Here is a 16,189-nt window from a genome sequence, read left to right as displayed (position 1 = left end):
TCCAATTATCTCTTAATTTTTGTTTGAAAATAGCAGAGCTAAATTCTTTTTTAGCACTCTAATACATCGAGTGCTAATTCCTACAAAATCTATTCTAACACTTGGTCAGAAATAGTCAAGAAAAAAACACTAATTCTCAAAAAAAGAAAACTGAGCTGAAATCGTTCCTATAGTGGAAGCAATTTTGCTCAGTTAATCTATATCACCCCAGCACTAGGGCGTCGTCGTTTAGGGCTTGACCGCTATTTTTGTGGAAGAGGTCCATGAGTTGAGCAACGGTGAGGTTTTTCTTTTCATCACCGCGAACGTCAACCACGATTTTGCCATGATAAAGCATGATAAGACGGTTACCATACTCGATAGCGTGTTCCATATTATGGGTAATCATTAAAGTTGTTAGCTCTTGTTCTTCAACGATTTTTTTCGTTAAATGCATAACCATGTCACTTGTTTTTGGGTCAAGGGCTGCTGTGTGTTCATCTAAGAGAAGAATTTTGGGGCGCACCAAGGTTGCCATGGCAAGCGTTAGTGCTTGACGTTGCCCTCCTGATAAGAAAGCCGCATCTGTTTTCATACGGTTTTCCAGTCCTAAACCAAGCTCTGTCAATGTTTCTTTGAACAATTCACGTTCTTGTTCGGTGACAGATTTTTTGAAGAAGCTGCGCTTTTTACCACGACGGTAAGCAATCGCCATATTTTCTTCAATCGTTAAATTGGTTGCTGTTCCCATTCGTGGGTCTTGGAATACACGGCTAATATCTTTTGAACGTGCGGCAACAGAAGCTTTACGAATAGATTCTCCTTCCAGAAGAATGTCTCCTTCGTCAATGTCAACGACGCCAGCAATGGAATTCATAAGTGTTGATTTCCCAGCACCATTTCCTCCAATGACAGAGATGAAATCACCTTGTTCAATGTCTAAATCTAAGCCACGCAAAACGTGATTTTCGTTAACAGTTCCTTTTTCAAAGGTTTTATGAATATTTGATAATGTTAAAAGTGCCATTAATCTTCACCTCCTGGAGTTAATGTTTTTGAGGGTTTGATATGAAGTTTGTTGCGAATTTCTGGAACATAGAGAATCAAGGCAAGCAGAATCGCTGACGCTAATTTGAGCATTTGCGCATCGACATTCATGGCTAGAATGATAACAAGCACCAGACGATATAAGATTGAACCAAGGACAATTGACCAGAGACGTTTGCCAAGTGGCAAGTATTTCACGATAACTTCAGCAAAGATAATAGATGCCAAACCATTAACAATCGTACCTGTTCCCATATTCATATCCGCGTAGCCATTATTTTGCGCCAAAAGTGAACCAGCAAGGGCAATCAAACCATTTGAAATCATGTAACCCAAAATCTTCATGCGGTCAACCTTAATACCATTAGCTTCACCCATAGCAATATTATCACCTGTTGCACGAAGCGCGAGACCGACTTGCGTATTTAACAGAACCACCAGCAAGATAATGACTAATGCGACAAAGATAACACCAATCAAAATCACAGCATATAGTTTCGACAAGTTAAGTGCTGACGTCATTAAGGTCACGAGTGTTTCTTGACCTGCTAACGAAACATTGGCACTACCTAGCACCAAAAGATTGATAGAATAAAGTGCCGTAAGAGTAATAATCCCTGTTAACAGAGCTGGAATTTTCATCTTGGTGTGCATGAAACCAGACACCGCACCAGCAATCATTCCTGCCACAAAACCACCAATAGTAGCAATTAATGGATTAATGCCATTGACAATCATAATCGCTGTTGAAGCTGCCCCGAGTGGGAATGAGCCTTCGGCAGAAAGGTCAGCAATATCTAAAATACGGAAAGTAATAAAGACACCAATTGCCATGATTGACCACAAAAGACCTTGTGAAATTGCCGATAAAACAATATCAAGCCAACCGTTCGTACTTGATGAATCTGACGTTTGTGTTGACGTGCTTGATGAACTTGTTTTCGTTGTGCTTGAGCTTGCTGATGTGCTTGTTTCGGTCGTATCAGAAGACGATTCTGTCGTGTCGTTCTCAATACTACTTAAATCAATTCCTAAAGTCTCAGCCATTTCATCATTGGTAACGACGTTTAGTGTCTCTGGATATTCCGCAGCAACATCACTAACATCTTCACCTTCAAGGATACGAATGGCTAATTTTGCCGTTTGACGACCAAGGGCTTCGTAATTAGCACCGTACGTAAAGAGGACACCTTGTTCCACAACATCTGCTGAACCACCGACAACTGGAATTTTTGTTTCTTTCGATAATTCTGTAATGAGCGAGATAGCACTAACAATCATATTATCCGTTGGGATAAATAGAACTTCTGTCTGGCTCATCAGGCTTTTAGCGGTATCTTGGACATCATTCGTTGATGAGATACCTTTGGTAATGACCTCGATACCTGCCTTAGCAAACGCTTCTTTTGCTTCTTCAACTTGAACTTCGGAATTGCGTTCATTTGTCGTGTACATGATGCCAACTTTTTTCACATTCGGCATGACTTTTTGCAATAATTCGACCTGTTTTGAAATAGGCGACATGTCACTTGTCCCTGTTGCAATGCCCCCAGGATTTTCCATTGAATCAACTAATTTTGCTGATACTGGATCGGTAACTGCTGTAAACAAGACTGGAACGTCGGTTGATAGATTAGCCAAGGTCTGTGCGGCTGGTGTTGCAATCCCTAAAACAAGGTCATTATTAGCAATCAAATTGGTTGAAATGGTTTGTAAATTTGACTGGTCACCTTGTGCATTTTCATAATCAATGACGATATTATCCCCGTCAACGTAGCCTTCTTTTTTTAATTCATCCACAAATCCCTTGCGAGCTGCTGTTAGCGATTGATGTTCAACATACTGAAGAATCCCAATATGGACAACATCGTCGCTAGTGCCTTTTGATGATGAACACCCAAATAACGTGAGTACAGCTAACATCAAAGCCATAATAGCTGCCATGTTTCTTTTCATACTACTTACCTCTGCTTTTCTTACTCCCAATCTTGATGTCGAGATTGGAAAACTTTTTTCAATATTAGAACTGCTTAGTTCTACATCAGCCACAATAAATAAAACCAGCTAGGCTCAAAAGTCTAACTGGTTTTCAATACATGCGTAAAAACATATCTTACTTGCCAATTAGAACTCAAAGTATCTAATCGGCTTTTCTCAACAGTAAAATGCTTTAGCTTCATAGATACAAACGGTATGACGTTTGCATCCATGATTGGCTACAAACGTCTATCTAAAGAAACTAAAGTAATAGTAATGATTTAGTTTTTCAGTCATTACAGACGCCTTTTTCAGCATATTTCCTCCTGTTAAGTTGTAAACCATGAGACATTCACATGGCTTACCGTCATTGTTTTTGATTGTTTACAGTTTACCCTTATTTTTGCTTTCTGTCAATATATTTTTAAAATTCAGAAAAAAGAGTTTGATTTCGACATGCTATTTCACTCACTAAAAATAATGGCATCTGCGTAATCTATGCCAAATTTTGATAAATCATAAATCGTTTTTTCTTGCGTATCCACAGAGTATTTCACTAATTGTTCATTAAATAAAAAGTAATAATCTGAATCTGTCTGTGTGAAAAAGACTTCTAACATGCCCGAAGCAATTTCTGGGAAAGTAAACTGGGTCTGAGAGAGCGTTTCTAAGTCAATGATTGTCCAAGTGTAATCAGCAACGTATAGCGGGTCATGAAGAACTAGCAATTGATGACGAGACTCGTCATAATAAATAAATTTTGGGTATTCAAGCTTGGTTTCAATACGACTGGTTTCACCACTTGCAAGGTCATAGACAAGAATATGTTGCCCACCATCTGGCTCACCGTCCTCACGAATCCCCTCTTTAGCAGCTGTCATATAAAGTTTTCCGTCTGCTTCAACCATTCGAAAATAACCACCCTCGGTATAGTTGAGGTCGATTTTTTCTTGGACTTCTAATTGCTTATTCATCACCCATAGATAATTAGCATTAGTCGCTGTCTCATTATCCACGGCACCAACAAGGACATAAAGAGTATCTCCAACAAAAATCATGTCATTGGTGAGGTTCATTAGACCGTCCTCTTTAATTGATTTTTTGGTAACTTGATGTAGGTCGGTATCGTATTTATAAAAATCAGTATGTCCTAAGAAAACGGCAGTTGTGTAAATATACTCTTCATCACTAGCCGAGCCATAGATGTCATTACCACCAACCTCTGTCAATTTACCTTTTAACGTTTTAGGTTCTACATCGAATAAATACTTTTTAAATGAATTCGGTGATTCGTGAGTTTTACCATATAAATTTCCTTTGACAGATTGTAGGCGTTCTTGCCAAATACCAATATTTTTATCAAATAATTGTCGTGTTTCAACTTTTTCAAGCTGATTATTATCAGTTTTAAATGTCGTTATCTGATTGCCATACGAAATTGCCAAATCATACGCTTTTGCTGGTTCACTGTTAACCTTACTCTGACAACCCGATAATCCTAAAGCACCCATTGCTAATAAAATTAGCCAAAATTTCTTTTTCATTATAATCTCCTAACTTTTCCTTTTTTAATACTATACCATAGTTTGGCTAGAAATTTACCACAAAAAAAGTCTCTAGCAAAGAGATTATGTACTAGAAACTTTTTATTTTTTTGAATAAGTATTGTAATGAGATTAAAAAGGTATTTTTAAAGGAGTTTTGTTTATGTTTAAAAGGATTGGAGTTTCATTTCAAAATCATCAATGAGTTTGGCGACATTTTGTTTGCCACGGTAAATGCCGTAGCCAAAAAGCAACATCCCAAAAACACCGACAAAAGCTAGAACGTAGCCAAGTATAGATAAAATGAGGTTGGTTTGACGAAAGAAATATATTAGCAAAAATCCGATACTTGCTACTAAGAAGAGCAAGGTTAGCCAACGTCCGAGATTTTCAATCATATGTTTTTGGTAGGCTATTTCTGTTTGATAACCGTTAATCACTTCTGATTTTGTCATGAATTTTTCCTCTTTTGATTGATATGATACGCAAGAAATCCCTAGTGAGGTTGGTATTTCTAAAACGTATTAGTAAGACAAACCTGGATCGAAGAATCCAACGAGAACACCAACAAAGGCAATAACAACGAGTAATAGCATGACTTTAATTGGTGAGATATTTTTCTTAGCCATTAGCCACCAGCAAAAGACGATGAAGATTGCTGTTAGCAAACCTGGATAAACGGCGTCTAATTTATCTTGAAGAACCAAGTATGGATTTTTGGCACTACCAAGTTGGAATGATGTTTGGACAGATACCCAAGTGGCAGCAACACCACCGACAACCATACCACCAACGATAGAAACGGCTTTACGAATGGCTTGACCTTGAGCACCAACTAGAAATTCAACGGCTTTATCACCGAGTTCATAACCTTTGAAATAGGCAAATCTCATACCCAGATAAGCTAACAAGTTCCAAACGACGATGTAGAAAACGGCACCGATTGGTGAGCCACCAGTGGAAAGACCAAGGGCAATCCCTAAAATAACTGGAATCAAAGTTCCAACAACAAGTGAGTCACCGATACCAGCCACAGGTCCCATAAGCCCTGCACGAAGTCCGTTAATGGTTTCGTCATCAACTTCTTCAGAACCATTAGCACGCGCTTCTTCAAGACCTGCTGTGATTCCGACAATGAGTGAACCAAGCTGAGGTTCTGTATTGAAGAAAGCTGTATAAGTTTGCATTGAACGCGCTTGGTCTTCTTTATTGTCATACAATTCTTCCACGATTGGGAGCATTGATGTCAAATAACCAAAGGTTTGCATATGCTCTTGTGAGAAGCAAGTAAGGTTACCATAATACCAATGATGGAAAGATTTCATCAAAGTTTTCTTTGTTAATTTCTTTTGAGCCATTTTAGATATCCTCCTCATCATCGTCATCAAAATCATCAGCTGCTGTGGCTGTTGCTTTTACAGTTTTAGCCATTTCAAGTTCGTAGAATAATACGGCAAAGATTAATGAAATCACTGCACATGATACCAAATTCAAACCAAGTGAAGCTGCCAAAGTGAAACCAACAAAGAATGGAATAAAGTCAGTCACTTTTTCAACAATTTGTTTCAAAAGAATGGCAATTCCGACACATGGTAACAAAGCCCCTACTGTAAAGAGGGTTTTCATTGGAATACCATCCATTGGAAGTGCATCTTTCATTGCTGTAACAGCAGTCGCACCAAGTTTACACATTACCAATGTTGGGATAAATGAGAATACAAAATGTGATACCCATGGATAGAGCCAGTCAACTTGATAAAGTTTTCTAAATTGACCTTTTTCTACCGCACGCCAACCAATGTGTTGCCAAACAAGGTTCATGGTTGCTGTTCCGTAGAAAAGAACCGTACCGACAGTACCAACAAGCGTACCCATTGATTTAGCCAAGTTAGCCGCATCAGCTGAATCAGCTGATAAACCTTGAGAATGGATGGCTACCATTGCCAAAGGAATACCGATATAAGACACCGCACGCACGTCGGCTGAAACCGTACCACCAGGTGTTACAAGGGCAATGTAAACCAACTGCATAGCAACACCACAGATGATTCCTGTTTTAACATCGCCAAGAATAAGTCCACAGACAAGACCACCGACAAGAGGACGACCAAGCGTATAGTTACCAATGGTTGTACCACCAAGCCCTGGCATTGAAGACAAACATGCAAACAACCCTAACAAAGCTGCTTGAAACCAAGAAATTGTCATAATACATCTCCTATACTAAGATACAAAGAGCGTCAGCGAGCAAAGGCAAAATAGGAGTTTTGACGAAGAGTCGCTAGACTCTAGGAGAAACTATCTTTTTGACACAGCTCGCAGCTCATGTTCAATTAACAAGATACAAAGAGCGCAAACGAGTTTTGGTATCAAAAATAGCTATACTCACTTTATTCGCTGCTAAGTAACAATAAATTAATAACCAAATTTTGATTTGAAATCTGACCAGTAACCGATTGAAACATCTGGCAATAATTGGAATTTCACTTTGTATCCAGCTTTTTCAATTGCTTCAAGGGCATCTGCTTCTTCTTGGGTGATAGATTGATTATTCCCAAGTTTGACAGCACCTGGTCGGTCATTACATGGACCAACGATAATTTCTTTTACATCACTAGGAACAAAACCTTGGTCAACCAGAATTTTTTTCATGTCAATTGGATTCTTGGTAATCACAAAATAGCGCGTGTCAGAATCCAATACTTTTTGAGATTTTTGTCCAAAAGCATCTACCGACCAAACAAAGGTTTTCTTGTCCGAAGCTCCTTTGTAAGCTTGGGTTAAAACTTTGTTTTTTGAAGCAGCATCGTTTACGGCAATCAAACCGTCACAAGGGTATTCTTTTGCCCAACGTGTTACAGTTTGCCCATGAATCATGCGGTCATCAATACGTACAAATGATACAGTCATTTTTATCTCCTTTTTTAAATATCATCGTCATCATCATCTGAAGTGATTTTGAATTCTTGAAGAGCCGCTTGAGCTTCTGGCAAAACGGCTTGTACAAAATCATCGCCCTCAAGCATATCTTTCATCACTGCAGAAGTAATTGCCATTGGTAAATTCATACCACCTAAAACAACAGCATTTTCCAATTTTCCGAGTTCGTCCAAGACGTTACAAGCAGTTGTCAAAGGGCTACCGCCAATAATATCAGCAAGAACAACAACGGAATCGTCAGCTGTTAAACCTGAAATAGCTTGTCTGAAGTCTTTTTCAAAGTCATCAACTGTTTTGCCATTTTTTAGACCGACAGCGATGACTTGGTCAATTTTGTCTTCCGCAAACATCGCCAAAGACGTTTTTAGACCCGTCGCAAAGTCTCCATGACTGACTAGTAGTAAATACTTCATAGAACTTATCTCCTTATCTGTCTTTTATTTTAGTCTTAAATAAAGCGTTTTCACACTCTCATTTGTCACTTTCTTTTGATGACAATTATCACCTCGAATGTGACATTTGTCATTTTGAAAGCAAACAAAAACATCTGGGGATCAAACTCTCCAGATGTCATCAAGATTATTTCAAACTGTCTTCTATTGTCTTTTGGATTGTAAACAAATCTGTCTCGATACTGTTATTGGCAATGGATTTGGTAATCAAATAGTCTGCTTGTTCCAGTACGGTGTTATACGTTTTAAAGGTTGGCTGGGTAATTCCCTGACTAAGCATTGAATCCAATGTTGAAACCGTCAAAGAATCTGAACCAAAACCATCCTCTTTTAGTTTTTCTTTCGTGGCGTCACTTTGCATCACACTTTTCAAAACAGATGCCCCTTGCGAATAATCAAAGACTGATTGTTGAATGTCCACATCGGTACAGAGTAATTGCAAAAATTCCCACGCCAAGGTACGGTGTTTGGTTTTTGAGGACATGGCATAAAGTGATGTTGCGACTTGCGTTGCATCGCCGTCCTCACTACTTGCTGGCATTGTCACACAAGACCATGAGAAGCTAGAATATTTCGCAACATGATAAGGATAAGGTTTATAAGTGCGATATTCTGCCAAAGTCATTGGCAAAAAAGCAACCTTTCCTTCGTCAAAATCTTGTGAAGTGACCTCATAATTGCCACTAAGGGCATTGAGTTGCGTAATCAAGGAAAGGGCATTTTTCACGTCATCACTGTCAAAATAAGCTTTCGTTCCCGTTGTGTTAAATAGCTTCGCACCATAGGCAGCGACAGCTTGTTGCCAAGTGTAGCCTGTACAGCCATACTGGTCAATCACCCCATCACCGTCAGTATCCTTGGTCACTTGCTTGCAAATATTGTAAAAGTCCTCTAAAGTCCACCCAGAATCTGGAATCGAAATTCCCTCTTTTTCCAAAAGTTCAATATTAATACACATCATGGTTGGATTGCTTTCAAATGGCAAAGCGTACTGCGTATTATTGTAATTTCCTGCCTTATAAGAGGATTCATAAAATATCGAATCATCAAAGCTCGTACTAATATGCTCATCCAACTTAGCAAGTGCACCTGTTGATGACAAGAGGTTAAAGTCATCTTCTGGCACGATAAAAACATCTGGCTGTGTTCCTGCAACAATCTGGTCTGTTAACCAATCAGAATAATCATCCTTTGAAATACCACTCTCATAGACCACCTCGACATTTGGGTGCAATTTTTCAAAGCGTGAAATCGCAGTGTCAATGACTTTATAATCATTTCCATTCGGCACATCCCAGCTACTTCCTGCATAAATGCCGATTTTTAAAATGATTTTCTGGTGTGTTTGATGATAAATAAAAGCAGCACTCCCAATGACAATTACTAGTAGCGGTAGCAATAACCATTTGTAATATTTTTTGAGTTTAGTCATGGTCATCTTCCTCAAATGATTTCAAGGTGACACCTGTCTGCACCGCCCAAATAGCAAGCTGCGTACGGTCACGCAAATTCAACTTAGAAAGGATGTTAGATAGATAATTTCTAACGGTTCCTTCCGACAGATACAGTTTGGCAGCAATTTCTTTATTGGACAATCCAAAACCAATCTGCTGTATAATGCGCCACTCCATTTTACTAATATCAGTCGTTAGCGCATCATCAACTTGGATAGCAAAGTTTGATTGCGCCATTTGTGAAAAAAGTTTAAAAACTTTTGTGGCAATATCTGGATTTAGCATGGCACGTCCGTCATTAACCGTCACCACCGCATCATGCAATTCATCCATCGAAGTTCCCTTCAGCAAATAACCACTGGCACCATATTTTAGAGCGCTATAAATAAAATCATCATCATCAAAAGTCGTTAGGATAATCACCTTCGTATTTGGAAAATGTTCTTTAACAGCTTTGGTACACAAAACACCGTCCATTTTTGGCATACGAATATCCATTAAAATCACGTCTGGTTTGCTAGTCGGTAGAGCTTCCAAAACCTCTGTCCCATCACTCACCGCGCCAACAACTTCGATATCAGGATAGGCAGACAAGACAATTTTTAACGACTCTCTAATCAATTCTTGGTCGTCTGCAATTAATACTCGTATCATTCTTCTTCTCCTTTTATTTTAGGGATATGAATCGTTGTGGCAAAACCATCCTCACCTGAAAATTGGACACGACCACCAATAATGGCTAAACGTTCCGTCATTTGGGTCAACCCAAAACCGTATTGAATCGTTTCGCTCCCCACTCCATTATCTTTAATGAGCAAAACGTAATCATCTTCATTTAGCATACTAATCTTAATTTCAGTTGCTCGTCCATGACGCAAAGAATTGGTCACAGATTCTTGAATGACACGGAAAATGACATCTTCTTTTGTTTTGTCAAAATCAACATTGTCCCACTGATAATTCAAATCAATCTGCAAATGCGATAATTCTTGATACTCGGCAAGCATTTTTTCAATAGCGTCTTTTAAACTGCGGTTTTCCAGAGCACCTGGACGCATTTTATTCAGCGAGCGCCTAACATCAACAATCCCTTCTCGCACAACGTTGGAAACATTGGTCAATTGCTTTTTAGCGTTATTTGGGTCAAGGTCAATCAAGACAATCACCGCATCAATTCCCGCAGAAATGCCTGTCAAGGCATGACCAATAGTATCGTGAATTTCACGCGCAATACGCCTGCGTTCCCTATCCTCAGTAATTTTTTCAGACACCGCCACGTATTCTTTCAAACGCGTATTTGCCTGCGAAGCCATGAGCAATTCTTCCTCAATCTTATGGTTTTCAGTCACCGAATAAACAATGTAAGTCACTAAAGAAATAATGAAAATGATAATATTTAGCGATACCAGACAATTTTTGATGAAAAGAATCACTAAACGCGTGCTTGCAGGGAAAAATCCGATATAAACATCCAAATCAGGCGTTCTAATCAGAAGCGACAAGACGTCATAATTTGACAGCAAAAGCGCACCGAAACTAGCGACAATAAAGAGCAACCATGACTTTTTCTCACGAAACGTGTAAAAATCCGTGTAAGAGAAAAAGATATCCATAAAAACAAGCAAAATTAAACCGTTATAGGAAAATTGCAGCGCTACAAAGGTAGCTAACAACAAGAGCACCTCAAAAATCGCAAACCAATCACGCGCCGTTGTCCCTTTTTTAAACTTTTGATTTCTGATATAAATAACAAGTAAAAGCCCTGCAAAAAAGAGATTTGACAACCAAAAAATTCGCTCTGGTGAACTTGGAATGACGCTAATTTCTTCTAATAAAGAACGACTCAAACCATTGTCAATAATGTACTTTGTAGCTGACAAATAAACTGAGCTATAAAATAACACCGCCAAGAAATTAATAATAATCAGGGCACGTTTTGCAAAATCAATATTTTTCAAAGCTTTCATCATTGCCACCCCGCTAAATCAAAGTCAGAAACGTTCTCACTAGTCATAAATTCAACTGGAATGACAATTTCCTTATCTACTGATTTGTTGTGATATAGCGAGTAACCCGCCTGAATCGCTCGTTTACCGATTGTTAACGGCGATTGAGCTACTGTTGCTTGAATTGAACTCGTCGTTGCCAATAAATTTTTCATATCTGGCGAACCATCTACACCATAGATTTTAATCGATGTTGTCACATTTGAATTTTCAATTGCAGCCAAAGCTCCGATAGCCACTTGGTCATTAAGCGCCATCACCGTGTCAAATTCGACCCCTGAAGCGATGACCGATTCCACTTGCGGCATCGCTATTTCGGTTTGCCCTAGGCAATCCTTGCGGTCAACCACTTGATAGGCATCATTTCCTTCAATCGTATCTAAAAATCCATTGATACGATCTACTGCTGATACTGCATTTTGATGTTCCAATAACAAAATTTTGGCACTTGACTGCGTCTGCATTAAATTTTGAGCGCATAAAACACCAGCTTGATAATTATCCGATACAATCGTCGTATCTACTGAAGAATCATCTGATAGTTGACTATCGACAACAACAATTTTTATCCCAGCTCTTTTCGCTTTCTTCAAAGCTTTTATTAATTTTTGACTGTTTGCATCAACAGGATTGATGATAATGATATTAACACCCTTTTCAATAAACGATTCAATCTGTTGCGTTTGTTTATCAACGTCCAAAGCAGGGTCTCTAGTGTACAAAATATCATTATTTTCCTCAACAATTTTTTCAACCTCGTTGTTCAATACCTTGTAAAAATCATTGTTCATGGTCATGTAGGTCGCACCAATCTTAACCTGATTTTCATTTGAAGGAACCATTTTATAGTTCCAATAAACCCCAACAATGGCAAGAACCCCAATAAAAGCGCTTATCAAAACACCGATATATTTCCGTTTTTTCATCTCATACCTTTTCAATAAAACCAAGAGACCACTGATAGCTATATTCGCCTTAATTATAACACGTTTAAATTATACGGACAATTCAGTCAGAAATAATAAAAATAGCACTTTATCGATTGACGTGCTAACAACAATGCCTAAATATATATACTTATGTATTATTGACATATACTTTTTGCAATGTTAAAATTATTCTGTAAATTATAATTTAAGAGAGGAGAATATTATGGAATTTCGTGAATCAAAATTCAATGTGGCGCGTTCAGAAAAAGAAATCAATATCTGTATTGTTTGCAAATAATTTTTCTGAATAGCCTAGAAACTTATTATTTCTAGGCTTTTTTATTTTATGATGATTTTATAATAGGGAAGGAATTTATGACTTATTTTAGGTTAAAAAAGGAACTAAACTGGTCGCTTAGAGATAATGGAATCATAGTTTATGAGGGAAATAAAAAACTTCAATTAGCGATAAATACAGATAAAAACACTGACATTTTTCTTTTTTTTAAATTTTTATCGGATTTTAAAAGTGAACAGGAAATTGCTGACTATCCTAAATTAACTGCCGTGGAAAAGAAAGATACTTTAAATTATTTAAAATCAAAAAACTTTTTACAGTCTTTTGATACTCCTACGCCTCTTACTCGAACAGACACCTTTTTAAACTGTTTTCCTAATACAAACTTTGTTGATTTTAAAACGTACGCTGAAGCTTGTACGATTGTTATAATTGGATTAGGAACAGTAGGTAGTCATGCACTAGATATGTTGGTTAGAATAGGATTTCAACATTTTATTATCATTGATGGTGATATAGTAGAAGAAAAGAATTTATATGCACAGTCCTACTTTGTTAGTGATATCGGAAATTTAAAGGTAGATGTGATGAAAAAAAGATACAGAGTTTTAGCAGATGTAAAAACAGTTCCACATTGTATTACTCCTATTCAACTACATCAAATAACTAACAAACTTAAAAAAGAGGATATAATCATTAATGCTGCTGATGATTATACTTTAATGAAGAAATTAGCACAATCAATTATGGAAAATAAACTAGCTTGTAAGGTTATTGAATCTGGATACGGTCCATTACTTCAAACTGCATATGTAGTTGATTCCTTTGAAACTGCTAAATTATTTTCTGATTATATTGAAGATATTACAAAATTGGGTAATAACAATATTAATGAGAATAGTGGTAGCATCATGAATGGGTATATGTCTGCTTTTATGATTGGGCAATTAATTATTTCGCCTTTTGTTAATAAAAAAATAAAAGTTGCTGAACATAACTTTGTTGATGACTGCTTAAAATGGAAAGAGGAGGTATAGAACTTAATGTTTTTTTATATTAGGCAAAGATACAAAGAAAACTTTTTCTTACTACTCATCATTCTCTTTTCTGTAATTATACAGTTGAAAGCAGCTTTTCTAACTGCAGATGCCTTCAATAGCTTAATATCAGGGAATACACGATTATTTGTCTTTAAAGTGATTCTTTGTGCCATTTTGTACCTTATATACACCATCATATTTGCTTTTAAGTCATGGTACGAAATCTATGTTAGACAAAAAATTCTATCGGATATTAGGAAAAATATTACAGATGCATATGCCAAACACCACCCTGATAACAACTCGGACTATGCCAGTGGAAAAATGATTTCATGGCTTACAACTGACATTAGTAGAATAGAAAGTGAAGGCTATCAAAATTTTTATAATATTGTTGAAGCAATTATCAATGTCACTTTTTCAATTGTTGCTTTATTTTTTGTTAATTGGATGTTAATGTTGGCAATTATTGTCTTAGCTATTGTCAACCTAATCTTGCCAAAAGCGGTTGATAAAAGAATGGCTTCATCTTTCAAAAATTTAACACTGCAACAAGAACATTTCACAGCTAATATTAGCAATCTTTACGAAGGCTTTAATCACCTGTTCTCCCTGAACAAGCAGAGCTTCTTATTATCTCAATCCAACAAAGAAATAGACACAATTTGTAACACCGAAATTACCAGTTACAAAATTGTAGGAGTTGCAACATTTTTTGCAGCACTCGGAAATGTTTTAGGACAAATTGGTTCTTTGATTATTTCAGGAGTTTTTGTAGCTCAAAAATTATTAACTTTCGGAGATATTCTTTCCGTATCTACAATCAGCGTTAATATTTTTAATGGTGTTAGTAACTTATCATCAAGCATCATCAGCATAAAAGGTGTCTTTCCAATTTTTGAAAAACATACCAATTTTTTTGAGCGTATTCAAAAAGAAATTGTTGATGAAAATCAAAAATTGTCAACTATCCATTTTAACTCACAATTAACTTTAAAAAATGTTGGACTAAGTTTCGATAAACACACTATCTTATCCGATGCTAACTATGAATTTCAAAAAAGGAAAAAGTATTGTATCGTTGGACCTAGCGGTTCAGGAAAATCAACTCTTTTCAAATTACTAAATGGTAGCCTTAACTGCGATTCTGGAACAATTGAGCTAGACAATCATTCTCTCAAAGATATTAACGGTAGTTCTTTACGGTCACAAATAACCTGTATAGAGCAATTCCCTTATATTTTTAATGGAACAATTCGTGAAAATCTTCTATTGGATAATGACTTTTCTGACGAAGAAATTGATACTATTATTCATAAAGTTGGACTAAGTAACGAAATAAAACAATTGCCTAAAGGATTAGATACTGTGGTTGGTGAGAATGATTTAAACCTATCAGGTGGGCAAAAACAACGATTATCATTGGCAAGAGCTATTCTTAATGGCAGCCATTTCTTGCTACTAGACGAAAGCACCTCTAGCTTGAATGCAAAATTGGCTCAGTCCATTGAAAAAGAATTGTTATCTGATAAAAATTATTCTATTATTTCAATCACTCATCACTTATCAGAAGAAATGATACCTTATTTTGATGATATATTAGAACTCAAAAACGGTAAACTTATCTCACAGAAAAAGCCCATTTAGAGACATTATTTTCTCTAACGAATTTTAAAAAACACCCGCAGGTGTTTTTTATACTCTATTTATTCGAAACTACTTATGCCAAGTTTTTCCAGAACTAAGGCAATACCGTCATGATTGTGACTAGCTGTTACGTGTCCGACTTGCTCCTTGACTTCTTGAGGCGCATTTGCCATAACATAAGCTTCACCTACTGCCTCTAGCATGTCTAAATCGTTAAAATTGTCACCAAAAGCAAGCGTATCTGCCATATCAACCTCGTAATGCTGCGCCAAAGTCTGGACTGCCTTTCCTTTATGAATCCCACTTGCCATAATTTCAATATAATAAGGCAGCGACCTTGCAATTGATAAATCTGAATAGAGACTTTTTAGCTTATTTTCCAAAGCTTCCATGCGTTCTGGTTCACCCATTAACAAGATTTTATGAACTTCTGGCAATCGACCGATTTGTTCCAAGTTCGCTTCCTTAGAGGCTAAGCCCACCACGCGCTCTTCACGTGAAATCCAACGATTAGCACGGTTTTGGGACAACCACTTTTCACCGCTGTAAACATTCCAAGCAACGTCAGAGACTTCTTTTTCTAAATACTGACAAATCGCTTGCGCTTCTTGTGGACTCATCGGACAGCTATCAATCACTTGCCCTTGTTCATCTTGGATGAGGGCACCATTATAGGAAATCATGGGTACATCAGGTAAAAAATCTTTCAAAATTGGCTTAATCGCCTCTGGCATACGCGCCGAAACTGGAACAAATAAAATACCTGTATCAACAGCATGACGAAGGGCTTGGCGTGTCCTAGGCGTCACTTTCAAGGCATCATTAATAAGAGTGCCGTCAATATCACTAAAAATTATTTTTACCATTGTACTTTTC

15 protein-coding genes are annotated in these 16,189 nt (G+C 37.2%); 2 read left to right on the top strand and 13 right to left on the bottom strand.

Annotated elements, in window-relative coordinates:
- Positions 1–202: 202 nt before the first annotated feature.
- From BTR42_RS00860 to BTR42_RS00805, 12 genes are all read right to left on the bottom strand, one after another.
- A complete protein-coding gene (locus BTR42_RS00860) occupies positions 203–1,006 on the bottom strand; it encodes an ABC transporter ATP-binding protein (protein ID WP_058692648.1) in 804 nt (267 codons plus the stop codon).
- Positions 1,006–2,982 (bottom strand): ABC transporter substrate binding protein, encoded by a 1,977-nt coding sequence (locus tag BTR42_RS00855; protein WP_077495951.1) that lies wholly within the window; start codon positions 2,980–2,982, stop codon positions 1,006–1,008. Before BTR42_RS00855 ends, BTR42_RS00860 begins: the two co-directional genes overlap by 1 nt.
- A 485-nt stretch (positions 2,983–3,467) precedes the next feature.
- Positions 3,468–4,547 carry a hypothetical protein gene (locus BTR42_RS00850; RefSeq protein WP_077495949.1) on the bottom strand — a complete coding sequence of 360 codons (1,080 nt, stop codon included), beginning with the start codon at positions 4,545–4,547 and terminating at the stop codon, positions 3,468–3,470.
- A 167-nt stretch (positions 4,548–4,714) separates the two neighbouring features.
- A complete protein-coding gene (locus tag BTR42_RS00845; RefSeq protein ID WP_058813574.1) occupies positions 4,715–5,002 on the bottom strand; it encodes a hypothetical protein in 288 nt (95 codons plus the stop codon).
- A 69-nt stretch (positions 5,003–5,071) separates the two neighbouring features.
- Positions 5,072–5,905 carry a PTS system mannose/fructose/sorbose family transporter subunit IID gene (locus BTR42_RS00840; protein WP_013851407.1) on the bottom strand — a complete coding sequence of 278 codons (834 nt, stop codon included), beginning with the start codon at positions 5,903–5,905 and terminating at the stop codon, positions 5,072–5,074.
- 1 nt (position 5,906) lies between these two features.
- Positions 5,907–6,755, bottom strand: a complete 849-nt coding sequence (locus tag BTR42_RS00835) for a PTS mannose/fructose/sorbose/N-acetylgalactosamine transporter subunit IIC (RefSeq protein WP_058813573.1) — start codon at positions 6,753–6,755, stop codon at positions 5,907–5,909.
- Positions 6,756–6,962: 207 nt separating this feature from the next.
- Positions 6,963–7,457 (bottom strand): PTS sugar transporter subunit IIB, encoded by a 495-nt coding sequence (locus tag BTR42_RS00830; protein WP_003062952.1) that lies wholly within the window; start codon positions 7,455–7,457, stop codon positions 6,963–6,965.
- Positions 7,458–7,471: 14 nt separating this feature from the next.
- Entirely contained in the window at positions 7,472–7,900 is a 429-nt protein-coding gene (locus BTR42_RS00825; protein ID WP_003062950.1) for a PTS sugar transporter subunit IIA, read from the bottom strand.
- Positions 7,901–8,066: 166 nt separating this feature from the next.
- The gene (locus BTR42_RS00820; RefSeq protein ID WP_077495947.1) at positions 8,067–9,371 is read right to left on the bottom strand and encodes an ABC transporter substrate-binding protein; all 1,305 of its coding nucleotides are present in this window, start codon (positions 9,369–9,371) and stop codon (positions 8,067–8,069) included.
- The gene (locus tag BTR42_RS00815) at positions 9,364–10,047 is read right to left on the bottom strand and encodes a response regulator transcription factor (protein ID WP_058813570.1); all 684 of its coding nucleotides are present in this window, start codon (positions 10,045–10,047) and stop codon (positions 9,364–9,366) included. Before BTR42_RS00815 ends, BTR42_RS00820 begins: the two co-directional genes overlap by 8 nt.
- Positions 10,044–11,369: a sensor histidine kinase gene (locus BTR42_RS00810; RefSeq protein ID WP_373128941.1), complete on the bottom strand. Its 1,326-nt coding sequence runs from the start codon at positions 11,367–11,369 to the stop codon at positions 10,044–10,046. The genes BTR42_RS00815 and BTR42_RS00810 overlap by 4 nt, the downstream gene beginning before the upstream one ends.
- Positions 11,360–12,325 carry a sugar ABC transporter substrate-binding protein gene (locus BTR42_RS00805; RefSeq protein WP_077495945.1) on the bottom strand — a complete coding sequence of 322 codons (966 nt, stop codon included), beginning with the start codon at positions 12,323–12,325 and terminating at the stop codon, positions 11,360–11,362. The genes BTR42_RS00810 and BTR42_RS00805 overlap by 10 nt, the downstream gene beginning before the upstream one ends.
- Positions 12,326–12,703: 378 nt before the next feature.
- Here BTR42_RS00805 and BTR42_RS00800 point away from each other — a divergent pair, with 378 nt between their 5' ends.
- Positions 12,704–13,663, top strand: coding sequence for a ThiF family adenylyltransferase (locus tag BTR42_RS00800; protein ID WP_077495943.1), 960 nt, complete (start codon positions 12,704–12,706; stop codon positions 13,661–13,663).
- A 6-nt stretch (positions 13,664–13,669) separates the two neighbouring features.
- Positions 13,670–15,313 carry an ABC transporter ATP-binding protein gene (locus BTR42_RS00795; protein ID WP_077495941.1) on the top strand — a complete coding sequence of 548 codons (1,644 nt, stop codon included), beginning with the start codon at positions 13,670–13,672 and terminating at the stop codon, positions 15,311–15,313.
- A 59-nt stretch (positions 15,314–15,372) separates the two neighbouring features.
- On the opposite strand, the gene BTR42_RS00790 is transcribed toward BTR42_RS00795, so the two are convergent.
- Positions 15,373–16,179: a Cof-type HAD-IIB family hydrolase gene (locus BTR42_RS00790; protein ID WP_077495939.1), complete on the bottom strand. Its 807-nt coding sequence runs from the start codon at positions 16,177–16,179 to the stop codon at positions 15,373–15,375.
- Positions 16,180–16,189 lie beyond the last annotated feature (10 nt).

It is taken from the genome of Streptococcus gallolyticus subsp. gallolyticus DSM 16831, from assembly GCF_002000985.1.
GTDB lineage: Bacteria > Bacillota > Bacilli > Lactobacillales > Streptococcaceae > Streptococcus > Streptococcus gallolyticus.
This window is presented reverse-complemented; position numbering and strand designations above follow the sequence as displayed.

Coding starts and splice junctions, on each gene's coding strand:
- BTR42_RS00860 (WP_058692648.1), bottom strand. CDS start 1,006: ATGGCACTTTTAACATTATCAAATATTCATAAAACCTTTGAAAAAGGA.
- BTR42_RS00855 (WP_077495951.1), bottom strand. CDS start 2,982: ATGAAAAGAAACATGGCAGCTATTATGGCTTTGATGTTAGCTGTACTC.
- BTR42_RS00850 (WP_077495949.1), bottom strand. CDS start 4,547: ATGAAAAAGAAATTTTGGCTAATTTTATTAGCAATGGGTGCTTTAGGA.
- BTR42_RS00845 (WP_058813574.1), bottom strand. CDS start 5,002: ATGACAAAATCAGAAGTGATTAACGGTTATCAAACAGAAATAGCCTAC.
- BTR42_RS00840 (WP_013851407.1), bottom strand. CDS start 5,905: ATGGCTCAAAAGAAATTAACAAAGAAAACTTTGATGAAATCTTTCCAT.
- BTR42_RS00835 (WP_058813573.1), bottom strand. CDS start 6,755: ATGACAATTTCTTGGTTTCAAGCAGCTTTGTTAGGGTTGTTTGCATGT.
- BTR42_RS00830 (WP_003062952.1), bottom strand. CDS start 7,457: ATGACTGTATCATTTGTACGTATTGATGACCGCATGATTCATGGGCAA.
- BTR42_RS00825 (WP_003062950.1), bottom strand. CDS start 7,900: ATGAAGTATTTACTACTAGTCAGTCATGGAGACTTTGCGACGGGTCTA.
- BTR42_RS00820 (WP_077495947.1), bottom strand. CDS start 9,371: ATGACTAAACTCAAAAAATATTACAAATGGTTATTGCTACCGCTACTA.
- BTR42_RS00815 (WP_058813570.1), bottom strand. CDS start 10,047: ATGATACGAGTATTAATTGCAGACGACCAAGAATTGATTAGAGAGTCG.
- BTR42_RS00805 (WP_077495945.1), bottom strand. CDS start 12,325: ATGAAAAAACGGAAATATATCGGTGTTTTGATAAGCGCTTTTATTGGG.
- BTR42_RS00800 (WP_077495943.1), top strand. CDS start 12,704: ATGACTTATTTTAGGTTAAAAAAGGAACTAAACTGGTCGCTTAGAGAT.
- BTR42_RS00795 (WP_077495941.1), top strand. CDS start 13,670: ATGTTTTTTTATATTAGGCAAAGATACAAAGAAAACTTTTTCTTACTA.
- BTR42_RS00790 (WP_077495939.1), bottom strand. CDS start 16,179: ATGGTAAAAATAATTTTTAGTGATATTGACGGCACTCTTATTAATGAT.